Source organism: Pseudoalteromonas sp. NSLLW218 (genome assembly GCF_015864775.1).
Lineage (GTDB): Bacteria > Pseudomonadota > Gammaproteobacteria > Enterobacterales > Alteromonadaceae > Pseudoalteromonas.
Window position 1 is genome coordinate 318,868 of the sequence record NZ_JADYWO010000005.1, and the last position, 25,020, is coordinate 343,887.

At 39.6% G+C, this 25,020-nt stretch carries 23 protein-coding genes; 10 read left to right on the plus strand and 13 right to left on the minus strand.

Annotation, left to right across the window (positions count from 1 at the left end; all coding sequences use genetic code 11):
* Positions 1–89: 89 nt before the first annotated feature.
* Positions 90–455, minus strand: a complete 366-nt coding sequence (locus I6E80_RS09900; protein WP_024598416.1) for a hypothetical protein — start codon at positions 453–455, stop codon at positions 90–92.
* 51 nt (positions 456–506) lie between these two features.
* Here I6E80_RS09900 and I6E80_RS09905 point away from each other — a divergent pair, with 51 nt between their 5' ends.
* Both I6E80_RS09905 and ggt read left to right on the plus strand, forming a co-directional pair.
* Positions 507–1,049 (plus strand): GNAT family N-acetyltransferase, encoded by a 543-nt coding sequence (locus tag I6E80_RS09905; protein ID WP_197185453.1) that lies wholly within the window; start codon positions 507–509, stop codon positions 1,047–1,049.
* A 92-nt stretch (positions 1,050–1,141) separates the two neighbouring features.
* Positions 1,142–2,815: a gamma-glutamyltransferase gene (ggt, locus tag I6E80_RS09910; protein WP_197185454.1), complete on the plus strand. Its 1,674-nt coding sequence runs from the start codon at positions 1,142–1,144 to the stop codon at positions 2,813–2,815.
* A 62-nt stretch (positions 2,816–2,877) separates the two neighbouring features.
* Here the strand turns inward: ggt and I6E80_RS09915 are convergent, their stop codons facing one another.
* The 8 genes from I6E80_RS09915 to I6E80_RS09950 all read right to left on the minus strand — a co-directional run bounded on the left by I6E80_RS09915 (position 2,878) and on the right by I6E80_RS09950 (position 11,164).
* The gene (locus tag I6E80_RS09915; RefSeq protein WP_024598413.1) at positions 2,878–3,630 is read right to left on the minus strand and encodes a DUF3379 family protein; all 753 of its coding nucleotides are present in this window, start codon (positions 3,628–3,630) and stop codon (positions 2,878–2,880) included.
* Positions 3,630–4,187 carry a sigma-70 family RNA polymerase sigma factor gene (locus I6E80_RS09920; RefSeq protein WP_032827217.1) on the minus strand — a complete coding sequence of 186 codons (558 nt, stop codon included), beginning with the start codon at positions 4,185–4,187 and terminating at the stop codon, positions 3,630–3,632. The genes I6E80_RS09915 and I6E80_RS09920 overlap by 1 nt, the downstream gene beginning before the upstream one ends.
* A 61-nt stretch (positions 4,188–4,248) precedes the next feature.
* Positions 4,249–5,907 (minus strand): BatD family protein, encoded by a 1,659-nt coding sequence (locus I6E80_RS09925; RefSeq protein WP_197185455.1) that lies wholly within the window; start codon positions 5,905–5,907, stop codon positions 4,249–4,251.
* On the minus strand, positions 5,901–7,844 hold the full coding sequence (locus I6E80_RS09930; RefSeq protein WP_197185456.1) for a VWA domain-containing protein: 1,944 nt from the start codon (positions 7,842–7,844) through the stop codon (positions 5,901–5,903). The genes I6E80_RS09925 and I6E80_RS09930 overlap by 7 nt, the downstream gene beginning before the upstream one ends.
* On the minus strand, positions 7,844–8,830 hold the full coding sequence (locus I6E80_RS09935; protein ID WP_197185457.1) for a VWA domain-containing protein: 987 nt from the start codon (positions 8,828–8,830) through the stop codon (positions 7,844–7,846). The genes I6E80_RS09930 and I6E80_RS09935 overlap by 1 nt, the downstream gene beginning before the upstream one ends.
* Positions 8,823–9,257, minus strand: a complete 435-nt coding sequence (locus tag I6E80_RS09940) for a DUF4381 domain-containing protein (RefSeq protein ID WP_197185458.1) — start codon at positions 9,255–9,257, stop codon at positions 8,823–8,825. The genes I6E80_RS09935 and I6E80_RS09940 overlap by 8 nt, the downstream gene beginning before the upstream one ends.
* A gap of 2 nt (positions 9,258–9,259) precedes the next feature.
* Positions 9,260–10,204 carry a DUF58 domain-containing protein gene (locus tag I6E80_RS09945; RefSeq protein WP_024598408.1) on the minus strand — a complete coding sequence of 315 codons (945 nt, stop codon included), beginning with the start codon at positions 10,202–10,204 and terminating at the stop codon, positions 9,260–9,262.
* A gap of 3 nt (positions 10,205–10,207) precedes the next feature.
* Positions 10,208–11,164, minus strand: a complete 957-nt coding sequence (locus I6E80_RS09950) for a MoxR family ATPase (RefSeq protein WP_197176719.1) — start codon at positions 11,162–11,164, stop codon at positions 10,208–10,210.
* Positions 11,165–11,470: 306 nt separating this feature from the next.
* Between I6E80_RS09950 and fadI the strand changes: the two genes are divergently transcribed.
* The 3 genes from fadI to I6E80_RS09965 all read left to right on the plus strand — a co-directional run bounded on the left by fadI (position 11,471) and on the right by I6E80_RS09965 (position 15,572).
* Positions 11,471–12,781 carry an acetyl-CoA C-acyltransferase FadI gene (fadI, locus tag I6E80_RS09955; RefSeq protein WP_004335629.1) on the plus strand — a complete coding sequence of 437 codons (1,311 nt, stop codon included), beginning with the start codon at positions 11,471–11,473 and terminating at the stop codon, positions 12,779–12,781.
* Complete coding sequence (gene fadJ / locus I6E80_RS09960; RefSeq protein ID WP_197185459.1) at positions 12,781–14,988, plus strand: fatty acid oxidation complex subunit alpha FadJ; 2,208 nt, start codon at positions 12,781–12,783, stop codon at positions 14,986–14,988. The genes fadI and fadJ overlap by 1 nt, the downstream gene beginning before the upstream one ends.
* Before the next feature lie 74 nt (positions 14,989–15,062).
* Positions 15,063–15,572 (plus strand): GNAT family N-acetyltransferase, encoded by a 510-nt coding sequence (locus I6E80_RS09965; protein ID WP_197185460.1) that lies wholly within the window; start codon positions 15,063–15,065, stop codon positions 15,570–15,572.
* Positions 15,573–15,608: 36 nt separating this feature from the next.
* Here the strand turns inward: I6E80_RS09965 and I6E80_RS09970 are convergent, their stop codons facing one another.
* A complete protein-coding gene (locus tag I6E80_RS09970) occupies positions 15,609–15,995 on the minus strand; it encodes an MmcQ/YjbR family DNA-binding protein (protein WP_024598404.1) in 387 nt (128 codons plus the stop codon).
* A gap of 194 nt (positions 15,996–16,189) precedes the next feature.
* On the opposite strand from I6E80_RS09970, the gene yeiP reads away from it, so the two are divergent.
* The gene (yeiP, locus tag I6E80_RS09975; protein WP_007580599.1) at positions 16,190–16,762 is read left to right on the plus strand and encodes an elongation factor P-like protein YeiP; all 573 of its coding nucleotides are present in this window, start codon (positions 16,190–16,192) and stop codon (positions 16,760–16,762) included.
* A gap of 302 nt (positions 16,763–17,064) precedes the next feature.
* Complete coding sequence (locus tag I6E80_RS20450; protein ID WP_231616765.1) at positions 17,065–17,259, plus strand: hypothetical protein; 195 nt, start codon at positions 17,065–17,067, stop codon at positions 17,257–17,259.
* Here the strand turns inward: I6E80_RS20450 and I6E80_RS09980 are convergent.
* Together I6E80_RS09980 and I6E80_RS09985 are read right to left on the minus strand one after the other, a co-directional pair.
* Positions 17,256–19,508 carry an EAL domain-containing protein gene (locus I6E80_RS09980; RefSeq protein WP_024598402.1) on the minus strand — a complete coding sequence of 751 codons (2,253 nt, stop codon included), beginning with the start codon at positions 19,506–19,508 and terminating at the stop codon, positions 17,256–17,258. The two genes, I6E80_RS20450 and I6E80_RS09980, sit on opposite strands and share 4 nt — an antisense overlap.
* Before the next feature lie 54 nt (positions 19,509–19,562).
* A complete protein-coding gene (locus I6E80_RS09985; protein ID WP_197185461.1) occupies positions 19,563–22,286 on the minus strand; it encodes an insulinase family protein in 2,724 nt (907 codons plus the stop codon).
* Positions 22,287–22,478: 192 nt separating this feature from the next.
* On the opposite strand from I6E80_RS09985, the gene sixA reads away from it, so the two are divergent.
* From sixA to I6E80_RS10000, 3 genes are read left to right on the plus strand one after another with little or no spacing between them, the layout of a single operon-like run.
* Positions 22,479–22,949, plus strand: coding sequence for a phosphohistidine phosphatase SixA (sixA, locus tag I6E80_RS09990; protein ID WP_197185462.1), 471 nt, complete (start codon positions 22,479–22,481; stop codon positions 22,947–22,949).
* Between the two features lie 24 nt (positions 22,950–22,973).
* Positions 22,974–23,327 (plus strand): RidA family protein, encoded by a 354-nt coding sequence (locus I6E80_RS09995; protein WP_076925499.1) that lies wholly within the window; start codon positions 22,974–22,976, stop codon positions 23,325–23,327.
* An 8-nt stretch (positions 23,328–23,335) separates the two neighbouring features.
* Positions 23,336–24,073: an SDR family oxidoreductase gene (locus tag I6E80_RS10000; protein WP_197185463.1), complete on the plus strand. Its 738-nt coding sequence runs from the start codon at positions 23,336–23,338 to the stop codon at positions 24,071–24,073.
* 1 nt (position 24,074) lies between these two features.
* On the opposite strand, the gene I6E80_RS10005 is transcribed toward I6E80_RS10000, so the two are convergent.
* A complete protein-coding gene (locus tag I6E80_RS10005; protein ID WP_197185464.1) occupies positions 24,075–25,004 on the minus strand; it encodes an AEC family transporter in 930 nt (309 codons plus the stop codon).
* Positions 25,005–25,020: the final 16 nt, after the last annotated feature.

A 25,020-nucleotide genomic window follows, 5' to 3' on the forward strand; every position in this document is an offset into this window, starting at 1 on the left:
CCCTAAATGTGTAAACACATATCAGGGCTAAATAGCTTAAAACAAAAAAGGAAAGCCGAGGCTTTCCTTTTTTATTATCGAAAGTTAAATTAACCTTCGTTATGTTCTTTACGCGCTTGCTCAATTTCGTCAGCAATTTCTTGCGCTTTCTGCTTAGTTTTTTCAGTTAACTCGCCAGCAGTTTCTTTGCTTTTAATCCATGCATCAACCGCAATCTCTTTGCCGTCGTCGTACATGTCTAAGCCCATTGCTTTACTTTGCTCTAATAGCTCGTTTAAAGACTCATCATTTTTAAGATCGTTAGTTGTCTCTTTAACGTCGTTCCATGCATCACCAAGCTTTTCTTGCATTTGTGCGCTTTTATCTTTTGCATCTTCTTTTACTTCGTTGGCATCTTCACAACCAGTTAATGTAATTAAAGTGCCTAATAAAGCTAAACCTGCTAATTTATTCATGTGCTATCTCCTTTAGAGACTGATAATTAATTCGAGGCAGACTATACAACAATGAAAATGAACGCCCCCGTAACAAAACGATTAAATTTTAAATTAATGAGTGAGCACGATTGGCCTCAATTATTTGAACTCGACCAAGACCCCGCCGTAATGCAGTATTTAACGCGAGGTGTGCCTACCTCTTTAGATCAAATAAAAAATGAGGGAGTGCCTCGTATGCTCGCATATCGAAATGAGCTAAAAGGCTGGGGGCTGTGGAGTATCGCTATAAAGCAAAGCAATACATTTATTGGCTGGGTATTAATAAGACCTATGGATTTCTTTAGTGATGCACCAAATTACAGCGATATTGAAATAGGTTGGCGCTTTAAAAAAGCGAGTTGGGGGCATGGTTATGCAACCGAGGCAGCTTTAGCATTATGTGATGAACTTATTAAGCAAGATGACGTTAAAGCGATAAGCGCAACGGCACTAAAAGATAATACAGCGTCTATAACAATAATGAAAAAGTTAGGCCTGCAATTTATAAAAAATTATACACATTCAGATGAGCAAGGCGACTTACCCGCGGTACTTTATTCAAAAAACGTTTGAAGATGATTAAATATCAACAGCATAAAGATTGACCTGTCCTTAAGTGACGTGCATTAATATGGGCAACAAAAATAATAAATTAAGGATGTTGTATGGGATTGTTTTTTTCACCACGTAAATTAATCGTCAAAAGTGTGCTGGTTTTACAGTTCACTACTTTTAGTGTTTTGGCGCAGCCTTTAGCGCAAAGCGCGGTCGCAATGCCTGACTCGTTCAGTGCCGATGCTGCTAAAAGTATATTAGAGCAAGGCGGTAATGCTGTTGATGCGGCTATTACGGCACAATTTGTACTTGCAGTGACGCTTCCTGAAGCCGGAAATATTGGCGGCGGGGGGTTTATGCTTATTCAAAAAGATGGCAAAGGCGATTTTATAGATTATCGTGAAACAGCGCCTACAGCGGCTCATCGTGATATGTATTTAGATGAGCAAGGTAATGTTATTGCAAACAAATCAATATATGGCATTCACGCAAGCGGTGTACCTGGCAGTGTAGCGGGTATGTGGCTTGCCCATCAAAAGCACGGGACTTTAAAGTGGGAAGCACTAGTACAGCCTGCTGTAACGTTGGCTGAGCAAGGGTTTGTTGTTCCGCCTAAGTTAGCAAAAGGTGTTAGCCGTTATATTGCCCATCTAAAAGAGCAAAAAATAAATGTAAACTTTGAAAAATATTTTGCTGATGTAAAAGCCAATAAAGTCTTTAAGCAACCAGAGTTAGCGGCTACGCTAAAGCGTATTCGTGATAACGGCCAAGATGGATTTTATAAAGGCGAAACTGCAAACATTATTGCTAAATTTATGCACCAGCATGGTGGTATTATTAATCAAGATGATTTAAAAAATTATACAGCTAAATCACGTACCCCCATTAAAGCAAGTTGGAATGGTTATGAAGTACTTACTTCACCACCGCCGAGTTCAGGTGGTATTGCTATTTTACAGTGGCTCAAAATGTATGAGTTACAAAAACCAGATGCAGGCTTAGCGCATAACTCTACTCAGTATGTGCACTTACTTTCTGAAATAGGTAAACGTGTATTTGCAGATAGAGCAGAGTATTTAGGCGATCCTGACTTTTTTGATGTACCAGTAAACGCGTTAACTAATATTAACTACCTTAAAGAGCGCAGTAATGGCATTTCGTTAACCGCTATCTCTACTACCGAAAATATTAAACCGGGCCTTAAAGAAAGTGAGCAAACTACGCACTTTTCAATCGTTGATAAAATGGGTAACGCTGTAGCAAATACCACCACAATAAACTTAGGGTTTGGTAGCGGTGTAGTTGTTGAAGGTGCGGGATTTATTTTAAATGATGAAATGGACGACTTTAGCGCCAAACCAGGCGTTATGAATGTGTTTGGCGCAATAGGCGGTAAAGCTAATGAAATACAGCCACACAAGCGTATGTTGAGTTCTATGACTCCCACAATACTACTTAAAGACAACACCGTTAAAATGGTGACAGGTTCGCCTGGTGGTACAACCATTATTAGCTCTGTGTACGAATCTATCTTAAATGCGGTAGAGTTTGATATGACTGCAGAGCAGGTTGTAAATAGTCCCCGTTTTCATCATCAACTGTGGCCTAAAAATATAATTAGAACGCACATAGGCTTAGCCGATGGTGTAAAAGCAGAACTTATAAAGATGGGTTACACCATAGATGAGAATCACTTTGGTGATTTACACGTTATTATTAATAAAGAGGGTCAATTAGATGCCGCTTCTGAAGCTACAGGGCGTGGTAAATCAATCGTTTTTTAGATTCGATGAAGAAAAAATTGATAATAAATAAGCCGCCTAGTATGTACTAAGCGGCATATCTGCTATAACCAGCGTATAGCGCCAGTAACGCGTTCGTTATAAGTATTTAGAGGTGCTCCAACACTTGCCACTAAAATAGTATCTGCTTGTGAGCCTCGGTTAATATGACCTTCGAAGCGCTCATCTTTGAAATTATCATCGCCAAAACCAAATGATTTATTTTCAGAGGGTACTATAAATACCGTCATAGGACCAAAGTCAGACTCAAATATCAAATGCAGTCCTTTTTCGCCTTTAAAATCACAAAACATAGCGTACGTTACATCGCCTGGAAGTTCATCAATGTGACCACCTAAAACAGCTAATTTATCGTTAACGCTTTGCAGGCTAATGGGCTCTTTTTTATCAAGCGCATTAATTTCGTAGTACACATGGGCAAGCGCATGCTCACCTGCTTCGTGTGCAATATTTTGCTCTGTACTAAAAAAGAAGGCACTAATCGCCACTACAAAAGACGCTGCTAACGCAAGGTGTACGCGATCAAACTTAAAACGCGATCGAGCATCAACCACGTTTTTACCTGTAGCTTGTTCTTCTTGGAGTGCTTTTTCTTTTAACGATGTGTTTAAAAGAATGCGGTCTGCAAGGTTTTCAGGTACAGGTATATCTAAAGAATCTTGTAAAAATTTATCAAAATCTTTCATATCGTTAATAAAACTTTGTCGCTCTGGGTTATTGTCAGCAAACTCCATAAGCTCCTTGTCAATGTCGTTTGGCTGCGCAATAGTGCGGCGACGAAACTCAAGTTCATCCATTATTTTGATGCCCCTTTAAGTTGTTCATCATCACGGCTTAAAGCCTCTTTAAGTTGATTTCGGGCACGGTATAAACGAGTCATTACCGTGTTTTTATTTAAATTAAGTATGCCTGCAATCTCTTCACCAGAGCAGCCCATTACAACTTGCAGTAATAATGGCTCTCGGTATTCATCAGATAGCAGTGCAATCTGTCGTTGGATAACCGTTTGCTCCATTTCATCATCTAATGAATGGCTGGTTTCATCAACAAGCGTATCGTTTTCTACGTCGCTGTAATCAAACTGTTTACGTTCAAATCGGCGTGCGTTTTCTCTTCGTAATATAGTAAGCAGCCAGGGTTTAGCTGCCTTTTGATCAAGTAAAGAGTCGAGTGAACGCCATGCGCGTAAAAACGTTTCCTGTACTAAATCATCTGCTATGTGCGGATCACGGCATAACCAATAAGCAAAGCGATAAAGCTCTTTATTGTAAACGTGGACCAAGGCTTCATAACGCTTTTGTTTCTCTGCCATATCGATTAAGACCTGATTGTTTGATTTTTTCTTTCCAAGCATAAGCACTTTTTTAATTAAAAATTATTAGTTATTGCAAAAAAAGACCTGAGTATCGTAGTTATTAATCATAAAGGTCTTTTAATACAGCTTGTTGCGACTTTGATGCTTGAGTTTGATAGTTCTCAAGAATTTTAATAATAGCATTAAGATCCGTGTTTGCGCCTTTATTACTGTAAAGTTGTGCCTGCAATTGGCTAATGAGACCATTAAGCTCGCTGCTGTTTACGCGGATGCAGAGCTCATCAATCGCGCCAACATTTTTATGGGTCACCTTTACAGAAAAGTTATTTAATGCGGTGTAAAAGGCTTTCACATCGTGTGTTTTGGCTAATGCTTTAAGCTCATTTAAGCTTGGCTGAGAAGTACCACGGGTATTTAGCTGTAATTTTTCAGTCGTATTTTTAGTAGAACGGCTTATTAAGTAAAAAATTACAGTAGCAATCCATAAAATATACCCTAAAGCGGCAACAACTATTAACCAAAGAGGAGTATCACTTTTAGTTTCAATAGGTTGTGTACCAGTTGCTTCATTCGAAATATTTTCAATAGCAGGTAAATTATTTGTGCTGGGTTGTGGGTTTGCTATGGCTGTATTAGGCGCGGTAGTACTTGGCGTTACTGTAATAGTACGCTTTGGTAATGTAGCTACGCTAATACGGTTCATTTTAGTATTAAACCAAGGCAGCTTTATTTCAGGTAAAGTGTAAGTACCTGGCTTTTGCGGCAGTAATGCATACGATGCAGTTTGCTGCGATACAACTCGCCCGTCACGTACTGCATTGTTATTTTCTTTTTTATCTGGGTAGCTGCGTATGCCATCAATGGTAGGCATAGAGATTTCAGGTAATTGCTCTTTTGTAACCCCAAGCGCGGTAAGCGTAATAGTACGTGTTATAGGTGTACCTACTTCTACGGTGTTGTCATTAGGTTGCCATTCTTCATCAAGATTAACCAGCTCGCTTGGTAACCATGCGCCCTTGTAATCACCCGGAATTGGTTTTATTTCTATTTGCTGATCGTCGCCAAGAGCTGACACTTCTAACTGACGATAATTTTGTTGTACACGTCCTTGAAAAGCGGGGCCTGCAATAGTATACGCACCACTTTTTTGTGGCTGAATCAAATACTCGCGAGTAATAACAAGGTAGCGTTTACCATCAACAAGCTCATAGCTCTCAGTTTGCTTACCTAATTGGGTTAGTTGAGCATCTTCCATACTTGGTGTGCTTAAGCTGCCATCAAGCAGTTCTTTGGCAAGGTAAAGCTTAATAGTGTAAACACCGGCTTCTTGGACAAATAGTGAATTACTTGAGAGCGACGTTTTTAAAAATATTTCGTTATTTTTATCTGCATCAACTGAGCGTTTTGCCACTTTTAATTTAATAGGCTGTGAGGTTAACCCTGCAACGTTAAATGCAGGAATTGTGTAATTGCCCTCTGCACGGGTCATTAATTTAACTGACCACGTGGTTTGTTTATTAATGCTGCCATTAATAATGTTGGTACGAGAGCTTAAGCTAGTAGGCCCTACAACAAAGTCTTTTAACAGCGATGAGGTGTCTGGTTGCTCGCCTTTAACTGTATCGTCCACCGATATATTAAGCATAAAAAATTCACCCGCTAAAACAGGGTTTTTATCTACGCTGGCTTCTAATTTGGTGGCAGCCCACGAAGGCATCGCACTTAATAGCAATAAACAGCAAAATAATCGCATTACCATGATTTTTCGACTCCTGTAGGGCGACGTTTATATTGTCTTTTTTGGGCTTCTAATTGCATTTTATTCCGTAATAAAATAGCCGGATCGTCCGGGACTTTTCTCAGTAGTTGATTAAGCTGTTGTGCTTTTTCTTTTTCTTCATTAGTGAGCTCACTTGCTTGGGCTTGCATGGCTTGTTGCTGAGCATTTTGTTTTTGCTCATCAGTGGCAGGTTGCTCATTCATTGCTTGTGGCTTACTTTGTTGCTGCTCGTCTTCTTTAGGCTGGTCAGCGTCTTTATTTTTCCCTTGCTCACTTTGTGGCTGAGCTTGCATATCAGGTTCATTTTGCTTGTCTGATTGCTCGCCTGGCTCACCTTGTTGATCTTTTGATTGTTCAGACTCTTTATCTGATTCTTTATCAGATTTTTCATCGCTTTGGTTTTGACTCTCGTTTTCGCCTTTTTCAGAATCGCTTTTATCACCATTTTGTTGCTGATCCTGTTTTGACTCATCAGAATTTTGCCCTTGGTTTTGCTCATCTTTTTTCTGGCTATCATCTTGGTCTTGAGAGTCGTCGCCGTCGCTTTGCTTATCTTGCTGGTTTTGTTGCTCTTGTTGATTTAGTAATTGTTCAACTAAAGCTTGGTTATCAGCGGCTTGTGTAAAGTCGTCTTGTAAGGTTTGGGCTTGTTTGTAAGCTTCAATTGCTTCCTCAAGCTTGCCAGCTTTGGCGAGAGCATTACCGTAGTTGTATAAACCGCTAGCCGACTTATCACTACTAAACTCACTAAGTGCAGCATCAAAATTACCTTGCTGGTAAAGCGCAGCGCCTTTTAACTCACTCGATTGAGCCTGTGTTGCTGCATCGTATTCTTTATTATTGTAAGCCTCTAATGCACGCTGATCTGCATTTTGCAAAAGAGTGGGGAGCTCTACGGCATACGCATTTTGCTGCGGTAAAAAGCCAAAAGCTAAAAATGCGCCTAACAAGGCAGCGCGTCTAAATAAATACAAGCCAAATGGCAGTAATAACAAGAGTCCGTATATACCTGCATCTATTCGCCAAAGCGCATGGCTTTGTTTTTCGTCTTTCAATAATTCACTCTGTGCATTTGGAGCAAACGTATTTATGTCGTTATTGCTAGGTTGGTAACTAGCAAATTTACCACCACTGCTCGATGCTAAATTTTTAAGCTGACTGGCATTAAGTGTAGGTACTACAATTTGGCCGTATCTGTCTTTCAAAAAACCACCTTCAGGTAACTTAATTGGAGCGCCTTGAGCTGTGCCTACGCCATATATATTTAATCTATATTGGGTGTTACTGGTAAAGCTACTTACGTCGCTTTGTTCTTGTTGGTCAATACCGTCGGTCACTAAAATAATGTCGCCATCAATATAACCCGCTTGCGTTAATAGCTCTTTGGCCATATCAAGACCGGCTAAAACGTTTGAGCCTTTGTCTGGCATTATTTCAGGGCTTAAGCTTGGAATTAAATTACTAAGTGTTGTGGCGTCATTTGTTAGCGGCGATATTATGTAGGCCGTGCCTGCGTAAGCTACAAGCGCGGTATCACCTTCTTTAAACAGCTCAATCATATCAAGCGCTTTAAAGCGTGATTGCATTAAACGATTTGGTAAAATATCGGTGCTGTACATTGAGTACGACATATCCATAACAATTACACGGGCACTTTTACTTTGAAATACAGGAACTTGTTTTTTCTCAAAGCTAGGCCCTGCACTAAATAAAATGCCAAGGCTGCAAAACAAAGCAACTAACCAAAGTGGCTGGCTGGCTTTAGTGTTTGCTTCGCTCATTATAAATTGTGCCAAATGCGGTGCAATTAGCTGCTCACTAGTCGTTTTTTTATGCTTAATTAAGGCGACAAAAAATAATGCCATAGCAGGTATGAGTAACCATAAAAGAGCAGGGCGAATAAATTCAAAATCCATTAGTTTGGCTCCTTTAATGCGCGCAGTGTACTAAGCATTACTTTTAAGCTAATAAGTAAAATAGCGATAAGTAACGGGTAGTAAAATAATGAGCTTTGTGGGCGAAATGTTTGTTCATCAGCGCTAATAGGCTCAAGTTTATCAAGCTCTGCGTAAATTTGTTGAAGGCCTGCTACATCTTTAGCTCTAAAGTATAACCCGCCAGTTTGCTCGGCAATCTTTTTAAGTAAGCTTTCATCTAAATTACTGCCACTAGAGCCACCCATATTAAAGAGACTAAAGCCGCGCGGATTATCTGAGCCAACACCAATGGTGTACACTTTAATCCCTTCTTCGCGAGCTAGCAGTAGGGCATCTTCTGGGTTTAAATTACCAGCGGTATTTTGTCCGTCGGTTAATAGCACCACAATACGGTTACTTTCATCTTTATTGGCAAAGCGTTTTACCGAAAGACCCAATGCATCACCAATGGCTGTTGCGCGTCCCACTAAACCAATTTGCGCTTCACTGAGCATTTTACTTACTGTTTTAACGTCGCGCGTGAGCGGGGTTTGTAAAAACGCGGTATCGCCAAATAATATCAGCCCAAGCCTGTCACCTTGGCGCTGCTCTATAAAGTCACTAAGTACGGCTTTTACCATGGTAAGGCGGTCAACATATTGGCCGTTGTAAGCCATGTCTTGTTCGGTCATCGAGCCTGATAAGTCAACTGCTAACATTATATCGCGGCCTTCGTTTGGCAATGAGATTGGCTCATCTAACCATGTTGGATTAGCAGCGGCAGTAACAAGTAATAACCAAATTACCCACTCAAAAGGATTTAAACGTCGTGCATGTGGCTCAATGCTTTGGCTGGTTAAATTGTGCTTTGCAAAACTGGGTATACGTAAACGCGTGCTGGCATTACTTGCAGCGGGTTTTAATAGTAAAAGTAATAAAGGCAAAGGTAGTAATAAAAATAACCATGGCCAGCTAAATTCAAACATTTACTGACTCCTTTATTTTAAACTGCTTAATACCTTGGCGAAATTTATTGCACAGTGTTGTATCTTTTTGGCTGGGGTTATACAAGCTTAGTATTTCTTGTTCGCTAAAGCTTAAACCGGTAAGCGTAGTAAGTGTTGTGCACCATTTAGAGGTAGATTGCGCAGCAAGGTGCTTGTCGTAATATTCAATCACTAAACGTTTTAAAATAATATGCAGTTGCTGAGGGCTTTGCTCACTTTGGCTTAATTGTATTGCGTAGCGTTTAGGCTTTTTAAATTTATGTTTTTTGTAAAATATATAAATAGCTGCGCACAGTGCTAAAAACAGCAGTGTAATAATAACCCACCAAGCAGGGGCGAGTGGCCACCAATTAACTTGGCTTGGCGCTATTATATCGTGCAGGCCATCGAGTGGATTGGTTTGCATGGTTATTTTCTCACTAATTGCAGCTCAAGCGGTGTTGCTGCATTGAATGATATTAAATTAAGACCCGATTTAGTTAAGCGATTAAAGCGCGTACTAAATGCTTGCTCAGCATTTTTAGCAAAGCGTTCTCTAAAGTTGTTATCCATTAATGGTAGGGCAAAGTCTTGACCATTTGCATTAACGGTGACAGCTTGCTTAAACGCAGGTAACTGATGCTCAAACGGATCGCTTATGTGGCAACCAATAAGCTCGCAGTGACGGCTTAATATTTCGAGCTGCTTAAAGCTGGCATCATCGAGAGCGTTAAAATCAGACACCAAATACACTAAGCTGCCTGGTTTTGCTAAATGATTAAGGCGCTTTAGGTTATCGCTAAAGTTGTTAGTGGCTGTTTTATCAATATTGTTGAGCGCTTGCTGGTGGTTGTCGCATAAATTATGACAAAGCTTAAGCACGGCTTTTTCACGGGCGCTGGGCTTTAGCTCCAAATGCGAGTGCTGATTAAACACAATACCGCCAATTCTGTCGCCGCGCTGACACGCCGACCATGCAACAAGGGCGCTTATGTGCGCCGCTTGCACCGACTTTAATAGTAACTTTGAGCCAAACAGCATTGAGTTTGAAAAATCAGTAAATACAAACACAGGGCGCTCTTTTTCTTCTTGAAAGAGCTTTGTGTGAGTCTCGCCGGTACGCGCAGTGACTCGCCAATCAATAGATCGAATATCGTCACCTTGCTGATAATGTCGCACTTCGGCAAATTCCATTCCTCGGCCTTTGTGCGGTGCAAGGTATTGCCCTGTTAAGGTATTTTTTATTTTTACCTTAGGGGCAAGTTCAAGCAATTGCGCTTTGGCTTTGTAATACATCAGCTCTTTGAGTGCTAAATTAACACCGTGGCTATGGCTCTGTTTGAGCCATGCTTGGGATTCTAATTGTTTTTGCATAACTTATGGTACGGCTACAAGTTCAACTATACGGCTTATTACTTGATCTTTAGTAATGCCATCGGCTTGGGCTTCGTAACTTAAAATAATGCGATGACGCAGTACGTTATGCACAACAGCTTGAATGTCGTCAGGTGCTACAAAGTCGCGGCTTTGAAGCCATGCATGAGCACGAGCACATTTATCAAGTGCTATTGTTGCACGCGGACTTGCACCAAACTCAATCCAGCTACCTAGTTGCGCATCTAATTTAGCGCCTTCACGGGTGGCAATAATAAGTTGTACTAGGTATTGCTCAAGCGGCTCAGCTAAATAAAGGCCTAGTATTTCTTTTCGCGCTGCGAATAAATCGCTTTGACTAATTTTTTGCAATACCGGCTGTTGCTCGTTAAGTGCTTCGCCGCGCGTTAAACGCAGTATATCAAGCTCATGCTCTGCGCCAGGGTAACCAATACTTAGGTGCAGTAAAAAACGATCCAGCTGTGCTTCTGGTAACGGGTAAGTCCCTTCTTGCTCTAGCGGGTTTTGTGTAGCCATAACTAAAAACAGCTCGCTAAGCGGATAGGTGTTTTTACCTACGGTAACTTGGCGTTCAGCCATTGCTTCTAATAATGCTGATTGTACTTTGGCTGGTGCGCGGTTAATTTCGTCAGCTAAAATTAGGTTATGAAAAAGAGGGCCTTTTTCAAATACAAACTCACTAGTTTGTTGGCGGTAAATATCGGTACCTGTTACATCAGCAGGTAATAAGTCTGGCGTAAACTGTACACGCTGAAACGAGCCTTCAATGCCTTTTGCAAGTGCATTAACTGCACGTGTTTTTGCAAGACCAGGGGGGCCTTCTACTAATAAATGACCATCAGCTAAAATTGCAATAAGTAGCGCTTGAGTAAGCTCTGGCTGGCCAATAATTTGTGTATCTAAGTACGTTTTTAATTGTGAAAATGCGTTAGCTGCCATAATAAGTGGACTGTCCTCGTCAGCTGGGTTTGTACCTAATAGTGTTAGGTGATAAATACAGACCTATTTATAAGGTTTATAATTGGGTAACTCAAGAGTTAGACTTTATTTTTTAAAATAGTTCGTTATTTTTTAACGATTTTTAGCGTACCACAAAACTTTGTAAATGCGTCTAAAAAAGCCTATTGTGATAGTCGTAATTAAACACTGTTTATATAAATTTGTGTTTTTCTATTGGCTTTAGCACACGGGTTGTTTAGAATCGAGGAAAACAAACAGGTCAGACCTGTCAGCGGGAGAGCATAAATGTCTGAGCAAAACATACTAAAAACACCAAAGGGCGACCGTATTGCCATAGTTAGCGGCTTACGTACACCTTTTGCAAAGCAAGCAACAGCGTTTCACCATGTACCTGCACTTGATATGGGTAAGTTGGTGGTTAACGAAATGCTTGAGAGATTAAATTTCAACAAATCAGAAATTGATCAACTTGTATTTGGTCAAGTAGTACAAATGCCAGAAGCGCCAAATATTGCACGTGAAATTGTATTGGGCACAGGTATGCCAGTATCGGTTGATGCATATTCTGTATCGCGCGCATGTGCTACCAGCTTTCAGGCAATTGCCAATGTAGCTGAGTCTATTATGGCGGGATCTGTAAGCGTAGGTATTGCAGGCGGCGCAGATTCGTCATCAGTACTGCCAATTGGTGTTAGTAAAAAGCTAGCAGGCAGCTTAGTTGATTTAAATAAAGCGCGTACGCTTGGTCAACGCTTAAAAATATTTTCAAAACTACGTTTAAAAGACTTATTACCAGTGCCACCTGCAGTTGCAGAGTACTCAACAGGCCTTTCGATGGGGCAAACTGCTGAGCAAATGGCTAAAACACATAATATTAGCCGTGAAGATCAAGATGCATTAGCGCATCGTTCTCACTCACTTGCAACGCAAGCATGGGCTGATGGAAAGTTAAAAGATGAAGTTATGACGGCGCATTTACCGCCATATAAAAGCTTTATTTCAGAAGATAACAACATTCGTAAAAATTCAACGGTTGAAGGCTACGCAAAGCTTAAACCGGTGTTTGACCGTCAGCACGGTACTGTTACCGCAGCAAATGCAACACCATTAACTGATGGTGCAGCGGCCGTACTTATGATGAGCGAAAGCAAAGCAAAAGCACTTGGCTACGAAATACTAGGTTACGTACGTAGCTTTGCATTTTCGGCAATTGGCGTAGAAAAAGACATGTTAATGGGCCCTGCTCATTCAACGCCTATTGCACTAGATAGAGCGGGTATTACGCTTGCTGATTTAGATTTAATTGAAATGCACGAAGCGTTTGCATCGCAAACACTTGCCAATATGAAAATGTTTGCTTCAGACAAATTTGCACAAGAGCATTTAGGTCGCAGCAAAGCAATTGGCGAAATTAACATGGATAAGTTTAACGTTAACGGCGGCTCTTTAGCATATGGTCACCCATTTGCAGCAACAGGTGCACGCTTAATTACGCAAAGCTTACACGAGCTTAAACGTCGTGGTGGCGGTTTAGCATTAACAACAGCGTGTGCTGCTGGTGGTTTAGGTGCAGCCTTTGTATTGGAGAGCGCGTAATGACAGATTCAGTATTTAATTTAGCGGTAGATGAAAACAAAATCGCCATTGTGACTATTGATGTACCGGGTGAGAAAATGAATACCCTGCGCAGTAGTTTTGCCGACGACTTAAAAGCGTTATTAGAAGACGCTAAATCGCAAAACGTAAAAGGCATGGTATTTATAAGCGGAAAAAGCGATAACTTTATTGCAGGCGCCGATGTAAAAATGCTTGATAGCGTTCAAAAGCGTGAAGATGCTTTAGCGATTAGCGAGCTATGTCATCAAGCGTTTTTTGATATGACAAAACTGCCATACACAACAGTAAGTGCCATTCATGGCGCTGCATTAGGTGGTGGTTTAGAGTTTGCTTTAGCGTGTGATTACCGTATTGGTACCGACAGCGATTTAACAAAAATTGGCTTACCTGAAGTACAACTTGGCTTATTACCAGGTGGTGGCGGTTCGCAGCGTTTAACTAAAATTGTAGGTATTCAAAAAGCACTAGAGTGGATGCTAACAGGTAAGCAAATTCGTCCTAAGCAAGCTAAAAAAGCAGGCGTGCTTGATGATTGTGTACCGCATAGTGTGCTGTTAAAAGTTGCAAAAGAGTTTGCGACTAAGAAAAAGCCACAAGCAAAAGAGCCAAAGCTCGATAACATCAGTAAATTATTAGAATCAAACCCGTTTGGTCGTAACTTTATCTTTAAAAAAGCTAAAGAAAACGTACTTAAAAAAACGGGCGGGCATTACCCAGCACCACTAGCTATTATTAAAGCAGTGCGAGCTAGTGTAGAGCTTGATGAGCTAAAAGCGTATAAAACAGAAGCTGAAAGCTTTGCAACACTTGTAATGAGTGATGAATCTAAAGCGCTTCGCGGTATTTTCTTTGCAACCACTGAAATGAAAAAAGAGTGGCGCAATGATGACGCACCAGCAATTAGCAAAACCGCTGTTTTAGGTGGTGGACTAATGGGCGCTGGCATTGCGCACGTAAGTGCTGTTAAAGCTAAAGTACCGGTACGTATTAAAGATGTAGCAGAGCAGGGCATTAGTAATGCAATGAGCTACACCTATAAAATTTTAGATAAACGCCTTAAACGTCGTATTATGTCTAAAGCTGATGTGCAGTTAACAATGAACCGCATTACAGGCACAACTGACTACAGTGGCTTTAAACACATTGATTTAGTAATCGAAGCGGTGTTTGAAGATCTTGCACTTAAGCAAGGTATGGTTGCAGACGTAGAGCAGCAATGCCAAGCAAATACAATTTTTGCAAGTAACACGTCATCATTACCAATATCGCAAATTGCAGCGCAGGCAGCACGTCCTGAAAATGTAATTGGCTTGCACTACTTCTCGCCTGTAGAAAAAATGCCATTAGTGGAAATTATTCCACACGAAGGTACATCTCAAGAGACCATTGCCCGCGTTGTTAGCTTTGCACGTAAGCAAGGTAAAACGCCAATTGTTGTAAAAGACATGGCCGGTTTTTATGTGAACCGTATTTTAGCGCCTTACTTAAACGAAGCCGCTAATTTGATGCTTGCGGGTGAGCCAATTGAAAAGATTGATGCAGCCCTTGTTGAGTTTGGCTTTCCAGTAGGACCGCTGGCTCTACTTGATGAAGTAGGTATTGATATTGGCTCTAAAATTGCCCCTATTCTTGAAAAAGAATTAGGTGAGCGATTTAAAGGCCCTGATGCATTTATGCGTATGATTGATTCAAAACGCCTTGGCCGTAAGTCTGGTCGTGGTTTTTATGAATACGATAAAAAAGGCAAAAAGGTTGATGAGTCAGTTTACGAACTATTGGGTGTTACCCCGGCTCCACGTTTAAACAAGAGCGAAATTGCTAAGCGTTGTGTGTCGCAAATGCTTAACGAAGCAGTACGCTGTTTAGATGATGGCATTATTGCCAGCCCACGTGATGGCGACATTGGTGCAATATTCGGTATTGGTTTCCCACCATTTTTAGGTGGCCCATTTAGCTATATGGATAAATTAGGCGCAAGTAAAATAAGCTCTGATATGTCTACATTGGCTAACAATAACGCTAACTTTGAGCCGTGTGAATCACTGGTAACAATGGCAAGCTCTGGTGCTACTTTTTATAACACAAAGCCTGTTGAGGTTGTAGCTCCTGAAGTACAAAGCACTGAGCCACAAGAGCAAAGTGTAATTGAGCCTGAAGTTACTAAAGAGATTGAAACGAAAGAATAAAGTTTCTGCTATCTAAAAAAAACCGCATTTAAATGCGGTTTTTTTATAGTTTTTATAAATAAATGAGGAGCTTAATGACGTTATTTACACAAAGATTGAGCATGTACCAAATAGAAGAGTCTGATTGGCCTCTTTTTCTAGCGCTTCATCGCGACCCTCAAGTCCTTAAGTATTGTTTTGATATGCCAATGGAGTCACTGGTAAGAAACCGCTTTGAGATACGCTTGCCTAAGTGGAATGCTACATCACGGCATCCACTGTGTTTACTCATTATTAATAATCAAACAAAACAACCTGTGGGTGTTACAGGTTTTGCCTATGACGGAGAAACCGCAGAGCTTGGTTATTTATTATTGCCAGAGTATTTTAATAAAGGCTACGCGACAGAATCCCTAAGAGCTGTGATTGACTGGGCTTGGAAAGAATGTGGTATTAGGCAGTTTAAAGCAGTCGTAACGCGTGGCAATATTGGTTCTGAAAGGGTGCTTAGTAAGTGCGGCTTAACCCATACCGATACACTTTTTAAAGTGCATACAATAGGCGAAAAGTTATACGACGATTTAATTTATACGCTTAAGGTGTAGGGTTTTAATGGGCTAGTAGCCTAGCCCAAAATGTGTTTACAAGTGAAGTAAAATAGCTTGTCGGTCTTTTTCTGGCATGTTTTCTACGACTAAATTAAATGAGTTATCAATCATTCTCTCAATTTCACCTTGTGCAATTGTGCCGTCTAAAATTACTGTATTCCATAAGCGTTTATTCATATGGTAACCTGGGATCACTGCCGGGAAAATATCACGCAATGATATTGCTTCGTCAGGATCGCACTTTAAGTTAAGCCACCAAATAACTTCACCATCATCATTAGTTTCACCGTCATTGCCAATAGCAAGAGTCGCAAACATTTTATGATTCACTTTATATACATCAACCTCTTGCGCAAATGGTTTTGTAACCTGAACAAGTGGTTTTTTAACTAAATACTCATGTACTTTTTTCTGGTCCATGATCCATTCCTTGAAGTCATACTCGGTAAAGCTACAATAGCAGTTTTTTTCACATTTGATTATATGTATTTTAGTATAAATTAAAATTTTATAAGCTAATACAACATGTAGCGTAAAACCAACGTAATTTTAGTTGAACAAAATCCAGTTCGTGGTATGTTTCTGGCAATCAAAAAAATAATAGGAATTCACACATGCCAAAGGCGAGTGATGTTAAAAAAGGTACTGCTATTGACTTCAATGGCCGCGTTTTAGTTGTAAAAGATATAGTGCGCTCTGTGCCGCAAGGACGTGCTGGTGGTAGTTTATACCGTATGCGTTTATACGATGTGGTAACCGGTGGTAAAGTTGACGAAACATTCAAAGACAGTGACATGCTAACGCTGGCTGATTTAACACGCCGTGAAGTAATGCTATCGTACATTGATGGCGACGAGTATGTGTTCATGGATAATGAAGATTACACGCCTTACAACTTAAGCAAAGATGCTATTAGCGAAGAAATTTTATTTGTTAACGAAGAAACGCAAGGCGTACACGTAATTGTTATTGATGGCGCGCCAGTAGGGCTTGATTTACCGTCAAGTGTTGAACTTGTTGTTGAAGAAACAGACCCTTCTATTAAAGGTGCATCTGCGAGTGCTCGTTCAAAACCTGCACGTATGTCTACTGGCTTAAATATTTCTGTGCCAGAGCATATTTCAACAGGTGATCGTATTCGTATTAATACTGTTGAACACAAATTTATGGGTCGTGCTGAAAAGTAACTTGTAATACCAACCTGCATAAATCTTTGATCAATTTAACGAATTAAATTGCACTATAACGTCGTTAAAAGTTTTTTATTTAGAACAACTAGATATAAAAACTTTTGCCTAGCTCTAGCGTAATTTTCTTAACGTTAAATAGACCCCATATATAAGCAGATTGGTATAAATTATAATTTTAAAAGCCGAATCTGTGTTTAACAGGTTCGGCTTTTTTGTGCGTGGGGGATTTGTTGCTTTAAATTTAATCACGTTAGCGTTAAAATAAGCGCCGTATTTTTGAGCAACTCTAAGAGGTGACTTTGTTTCTATTTTTACTAAGCATTACATTTATAGCTTTAATGTATTTAGAAGCCATTAAAAAAGGTATGCCAATTAAGCGATGGCTTATTTTAGGCGGTTTACTTGGGCCTGTGGCCTGGTGCTTGTTTAATCTACATTATCGTCGTGCTTTAGTTAGAAATATAGGAGTAAATGCATGTATATGGCGCCCTTAATTTATCGACGCTACTTTTTTATTTTTTCTAATTAAGCTTGGAGCTGCTTTAGTTTGTTGCTGCCTTAAAAACTCAGTAAATTCACTTTTTGATAGTGGCTTAGAATAGTAATAACCTTGTACTGTTTCGCAATTAAGCTTTTTAAGTATATCAATTTGATGAGCTTGTTCTACACCTTCAGCAACAACATGCAAATCAAGGTTATGCGCAATAGTGACTATTGAGTCGACCATATTACGCCCACGTTCGTTGGTCATGTCATCTATAAATGCTTTATCTACTTTAAGTGTATTAAGCGGAAATTGCTTTAAATACGCTAATGATGAATAACCAGTACCAAAATCATCCATTGCTAAATGAATACCTCGGGCACTTAACGAACGCATAATTGCAATGGCTTCTTTAGGGTCGTCCATTACTGTACCTTCTGTTATTTCAAGCTCTAAAAAGTAAGAAGGTAATTCGTTTTTTTGCAAAATAACGTCAATACGAGAGGTTAAATCGGGGAGGCTGAATTGCTTTGCTGATAAGTTAACAGCTACTCGACCGCTAAATAAACCGCTATCTAGCCATTCTTTTACGTCTCTGCAGGCTTTGTTTAATACCACTTCACCAATTTCAATTATTTGGCCAGTTTCCTCGGCTATAGGTATAAACACGCCCGGGCTAATAATACCTTTTTTAGGCGTAATAAAGCGTACTAATGCTTCCATTCCGGTTAGCTTACCTGTGCGAATATTCATTTTTGGTTGGTAGTACACTTCAAAATGATCTTCTTTTAAACCAAAGCGCATGAGGTTTTCTATTTGCAGTCGTTTAACGGCTTGGCGGTTCATCGTGTCGTTAAAAAATAGGTAGCTATTACCTTTCTTTTTAGCATGATACATCGCGGTATCTGCATTCTTTAAGAGCAGTTCAGGCGTATTGCCGTCTTCTGGAAATAATACAATACCCACACTTGAGGTGATTGCTAGTTCGTGGCCAGCCATTTTAAATGGTGTAGCAATGGCCGCTAAAAACTGTTTTGCCATGCGTGTAATTACATGAATGTCGTTAGTGTCAGACATTACTAGAGCAAACTCATCGCCGCCTAAACGATAAAATACATCATTCTCGCGGGTTAGTTTATTTAAGCGCATTGCTAGTTTAGCTAATAAGCTGTCACCTAGCTGATGGCCTAATGAGTCGTTTATTTTTTTAAAGTTATCTAAATCGAACACAAGCAATGCGTGGTGCGAGTTAAGTTTTACTAGTTTATGTAAGTCGGTAAAAAATAAATTTCGGTTAGGGAGACTGGTTGTGCGATCTCGATTCGATAAATTATGTAACTGTGACTCGGCTTTTTTACGCTCTGTTAAATCGGAATAAACCACTACATAGTTGGTTATTTGATTTTGATCGTTTTTAATTTCATCTATCGATATTTCTATAGGCAATAAAATGCGTTCACTATTACGAAGTTTTACTTCTTGTTGAATATGTTCGCGCTCTTTTACTATTTCAATAATTTTGTTTGTATAGCTTGGCTCGTACCCAGATAGATTAAAATCTTTTCCTAAGTATTGCTCGCGTACGCCACCAAACAAGGTTAAAAAGCTAGGGTTTATATCAACCAGTTTAAAGTTTTTATCGTAAATTGCTAAGGCATCAGTGAGCGACTCAACACATTTAGCAAACAGGTTTAAGCGCTCTTCAGTTGATTTTAGCTGTGATATATCACGAACTGTACCTGTCATTCTTAGAGGTGATAAGTTAGCGTCTTTTTCAATTATTTTTCCGCGATCGAGTACCCAGTGCCAACGTCCAAATGTATCTTTGATCCGGTAAGTAGCTTCAAAAAAAGCAGACTGCTGCGCAAAGTGTACCTTTAATAAGTGCTCAACGTTATTAATATCGTGAGGGTGAATAAGGCCTTTATTTGGCGGAAACCCCATTAAGGTAGTTGAATCCATTAAGTACTTATCGTTAATACGAATAACTTCGCCTGTTTTTATGTTCCAGTCCCAAAGCGTATCGCCACTACCTTCTACAGTACTTTTAAGGCGTTTTTCAGAAAGGCGGAGCTGGCGACGTGATCGTCTAAGTTTGTGGATCACAAATAACAGGTAGGGCAAAGCAAGCGCTATAATGGCGCTTGCTAGTATAAGTATATTGTCGGAGTTGTAATTAAATGATGACTCAAAGGCAAAAAGCTCAAATGAGTAAGCAAGTACTACAAGCATGCTTAGTTTTATTATTATTTTTATCATTTTTTTATTACTTCTAATTTACAAATGATAATTTAAAACAAGCTAAACCTAGTGTCAAAGAGATTGAGAGTAAACGGGCATATTTTGAGATTTATTGACTTTTGCCGAGCTTAAAAGCTCATATCTTGGTCTATTATCATCAAATAGGCTTAGTGCATAAACTTTAAGTTCTTTTAGGGTTAGCGCATTTAAGGCATCTAAAAGTCGCTGCTGCATATGAAATTCATGATCTCTATTGCCTATAGCAAGCCATAACCTTTGTGAGCGCAGGCGCAGGTTTTTATCTTTTTCTGCAATATGAGTACTAAGGCCGTGTTTTTGCTGTTGCCAATCGTTTTCATCAAGTGCATCAATGTTATCAAGGTAGTTTTTAATAAAGCTGTTATGACGATGCAATAAAGTTTTTGCATCAAACTTAGGTGACTGCACATAAAACGCTATTCCTGCACGCGTATTAAATGGTGCATAACCTGCGCCTACTAAGTAGCCTAGCTGCTGTGTAGTTCGTAATTCATTAAAGTAATCTTGATTAATTAAATGATTTAACGCCATCATTTTTACTTTTTCGGCCACGCAATCCGTTTGCGCTTGATAGTAAATAACCATTGCATGGTCGCTACAAGGAAGTTCTAACTCGTAGCGAGTTACTTTTTTAATTTCAAAAAGAGGGCGTCTTAAATCTTCAATTATGGCTGCGTTTTTTAAGTGATCTGCGACCTTTTTTTGAAAGGCTATTGCATCACTTTGCTGCCAGTTACCATGTAAAAATGATTCAACATGTAGTGCTTTAAAAAAGTCTGTTCTAAACTCATTAAATTGCTGAAAACAGGTGTTTTTTAATGCTGATGCAAGCTCCCCTGGTTGTGGGTTCCAAGGCATTATTTTTGCGCCTAAAATGCTAAACAACTCACTCACAGGTTTGTTTTGGTTACTATTGCGCCAATGCCTTACAAGTTGTTTTTTATATTCAGCAAAGCGTTTTGCACAAATTTCTACATTAAATAAAGCATCTATTAATTGATCAACTAGCTCTAACTGGCTAGATGAAAGCCCCGCAGTATGTAAAGTTAACCCACCTTGATGCGAAGTTAAGTGGTAGCTAAGTCCTGCAAGTTCTGCTGGATAAAATTGCTCGCCCACGCTATCCATAAATAAATCGGTAAATAAGCGGGTGAGTGCCATATGTTTTACGTCTTTTACAGCAAAATCAGAATCCATTGCTAAATAAAAATGGCCTTTAGCAACACGAAATGTGTTGTCTTGTTTAAACCAAAAGTCAAAACCAGGTTCTTTTACTAATAACTCGGGTTTTGTTTGTGGTTTTACGACATCAAATAACACCACTTCTTTTGTTAAATAAGGATTAGCTGTAGGTAGCAGCATTTCGCTCAACGGTTTATTTATCTCGCTAAGGGCATCAAGCCAACTAGGTGAAATATGTTCTACTTTGTAGGGTGTGTTGTACCATGCCGTTTTATGTTCAGGCTCTACATCTGGATGTATAAGTACGATGCGCATATTATGTGGTGTTAACCACTGCATGGCCATTTCGTGGGTTGCTTTTTTAAAGCCTTCCATTAAATAGTCGCCTTGCACGTAATTTGCTTCATCGTAATGCTGCATATTAATGCTTAAATTACTGACCCAATCAATTAAGCGTGACTTTTCTTGGTTATCGAATGCTATTTGTAATAGATTTTTTTTATCTTGGTATAAGCGCGGTAATTTTTCGGTGTTATGGTTAATTAAACAAATATATTCAAACACCATTTCAATAATATCTTCAAAGTATTCAATACCCTCATCGGTAAGCGCTAAGCTAATATTAAAATCTTTGAAGTTGCTGCCATTTATACCACCGCCAGCTGAAAGCGCGTTTATCCAGCCTTGCTCTTTTAAAATAGAATAAAGAGAACCCGCGCCTTCATAGCCAAGTAAATGAGCAATAAAGCTTACTGTTTTATGGCGATAAAAGTCGTCAATATTAGGCATAGCAAAACTTATGATAAGTTTTTGCATATGCTTATGCGGCTCAATATGAAGTATTTTTCCTATGTCTTGTTTGCGATAAAGTGGCTCACTGATCTCTGGCTTTTTAAGGCTTTTATTGCCGTTAATTGCGCCAAAGTAAGTTTGAGTCCAGCTTTGTAGTGTATCTAGTGTTTCGTTTGCGCAAATAACTAAAGTCATCCACTGAGCTTGGTACTGGCTATTAAAAAAGTCACGAAGCTCATCACTAATACAGCGCTCTCTGTCAGCTAATGTTTGTAAGTTACCTACAGAGAATTTAGCAAATGGATGAGCTGGATTTACCGTTTCTTTGTGGGCTTGATAAATACGGCGACCATCGTCTTTTATTTTTAACTTAAACTCGGCTTCAATCGCGTTGCGTTCTTTTTCTGTTTCGGCTGAATTTAAAAGAGGGGCAATAAAAAAGCGGCTAAATTGGGTAAGCGCTTGTTCAAATTCTTGATTGTTAATATCAAAAAAGTAACAGGTATGCTCAGTGCCGGTCCACGCATTGGTGTTGCCGCCAGCTTGCGAAACAAAATTATTAAAACTACCTGAATCTGGATATTGGTCAGTACCTAAAAAAAGCATGTGCTCTAGAAAGTGTGCTAGGCCTTGTCTATCAAGAGGGTCGTCAAAATGTCCGGCGTTAACTGCCATTGATGCTGCAGCTTTTGTAGAATCTTTATCTTGCACTAATAGTACTTTTAGACCATTGTCCAGTGTAAACGCGCGGTATGCTCTGTTATCATTGCGGCTGATATTCAAATGATGCTCCTGAAACTAAACGTTTACTTGTTAACAACAGATGATGGCTTCAGGAAAGCGAAATACAGCTTAAAGATTTACCTGAATCTCATGAAAGAACTATTTTAGAAATAAATAGGTTTATGTTGTTAATATAGCTGACAAACGGGCAAACTGGCTACTGTTTTATATTCTTTAATCGGTTGATTTTTTATGAAAACAATCCTAATAATGCGCCACGGCGAAGCAACACCAATGCAGGCTGATGATGCAGGTAGAAATTTAACCCAAGCAGGGCATGATGAAGCTGAAAAAATGGGCCTTTGGCTCAGTAAAGCATATTGTCCTGATGCACTGTTAGTTAGTCCTTACATTCGTGCACAGCAGACAGCTGCAGGTGTGGCTAAAAATAATGTATTTAAATTTAGCGAAACCACATCTGATATTATTCCCGAAGGTAAACCACAAATTGCAGCCGACTACCTCGAAACGCTTATAGCAGCACACCCTAAGTGCAATACTTGGCTTATAGTAGCGCACATGCCTATTGTCAGTTATTTAGTAGACCAATTAAGCCCAGGTAACATGCCTATTTTTAATACTGGGGCCGTTGCAGTAATCAATTACGATGAGCAAACCCAGCGTAGTAGTTATTTAAGTATAAATGCCCCAGAGAACGTTTAAATACAAATAATTGAGTAAAGTAAAATGACGATAGAACGCTTACAAACAGGTGCGCGTATGAGCCGCATAGTAAAACACAACGGCACTGTGTATTTATGTGGGCAAGTATGCGCCGACGCGCAAAAAGGTATTAAAGAACAAACTCAAACCATGCTCGATAAAGTAGAGGCGTTACTTGATGAGGCAGGGAGTTCAAAAGAACATATGCTTAGCGCAACTATTTACGTAAAAAGCATGGAATACTTTGCTGATATGAATGCGGTATGGGATGCATGGGTAACCGAGGGGTATGCACCTGCACGTGCTTGTGTGGAAGCTAAAATGGCACGTGATGCTCTGCTAGTTGAAATTTCAGTCGTTGCAGCTTTAAAAGAATAATAGCTTTAATGACTCGCTCCCCCGTTGTACTTATCACCGGCTCTAGTCGAGGTATTGGCGCTGCAACAGCATTATATTTTGCTCAGCATGGTTATAATGTTTGCATTAATTATAAAGCAGATTTAGCTAATGCAATGTCGGTTGCAGAAAAAGTAAAGCAATTAGGCGTTGAGGTTGAAGTAATTCAGGGCGACGTATCACTAGAGGCTGACGTTTTAGCTTTATTTATGCATATAGATAAGGTCTTTGGTCGACTTGATGTACTAATAAATAACGCCGGTATTTTAAAGCCACAAATGCCTTTGTTAGATATGAGTGCTGAGCGCATAAACGAAGTTTTGACTACAAACATTACCAGTGCTTTTTTATGTAGTCGTGAGGCACTAAAGCGAATGGAAAATGGCGGCAGTATTGTTAATGTGTCCTCTGCGGCTGCTAAAACGGGCTCTCCTAATGAGTACATTGATTATGCAGCATCTAAAGGTGCAATGGACACATTTACTATTGGCTTAGCAAAAGAAGTAGCAAGTAAAGGTATTCGTGTTAACTCGGTTAGACCTGGGCTCATCTACACAGATATGCATAGCGATGGTGGCGAAAAAGACCGAGTCGATCGGCTTAAAAGTAAATTACCCCTTGGTAGAGGCGGTACACCCGAAGAAGTGGCTGCAGCAATTTATTTTTTAGCTTCAGAGCACGCTTCTTTTACAACGGGTAGTTTTGTTGATGTAGCCGGCGGTTTGTAGGCTAAATTAATAAAGCTAGCCAAAACGTAAAACTAATAACACTTAAGATGGTAGACAATACCACAGCCCCAGCAAGAGTAGCTTCATGCTGCTTTATTTGACTCGCAATAAGATAAGCATTTACACCTACAGGGGACGCACTTAAAAGTACCAATACGTTAAGTATTTGCGTGTCTAGTTTGAATACATAAGTACCTACCAATAAAACTAGCGCAGGCAATAAAAATATTTTTAAAATTGATGCTATTAAGGCCGGTTGCCAATTTGCTGCTATTTTATAAAAAGCCAAATTTGCACCAAGTACAAATAACGCACAGGCAATTGCTGGTTTAGCTAATAGCTCTAAACTATTTGCCAAGTCTGTGAACAGTGTTACTCCTAATATGTTTAATATAAGCCCGCACCCGATACTCAGTACTATTGGGTTTAACACCATACTTTTCCCAAAGTGCGACCACGAAAATTTATCGCTACTGCCTTTAGCCCCTATTAAAAAAGTAAGTGCAAATAACAATGTGCTATGAAAAGTAATAATCATAAACGCAATTGCTATCATCTCTTTGCCAAGCGATGCAATAACAATAGGAATACCCACTAACACCATATTTGAATAGCTAGAAGCAAGTCCAAATACACCGTGTTGTTGGTAATTTTTTAAATGCTTTTTACTTAAATAAAAGCGGTCAATTAAAATACCGACCCCAAATACACTCAGAACAGGTATGTAAAAGCTCAAAAATGCAAAAAGGCTAATGCTTTGCTGTAAGTTAATTTGCGACATATTTAATAATAAAAAAGCAGGCAAACTAATATAAAAAGTGAACTTACTCAGGCCTGCAATATGCTGCTTTTCGAAAAATTTTAATCGGGAACAGCTATAACCTAGCCCAACTATGAAAATGAGCGGAAAAATAATTGAAAAAATATGCACGTAGTTACATCCTAGT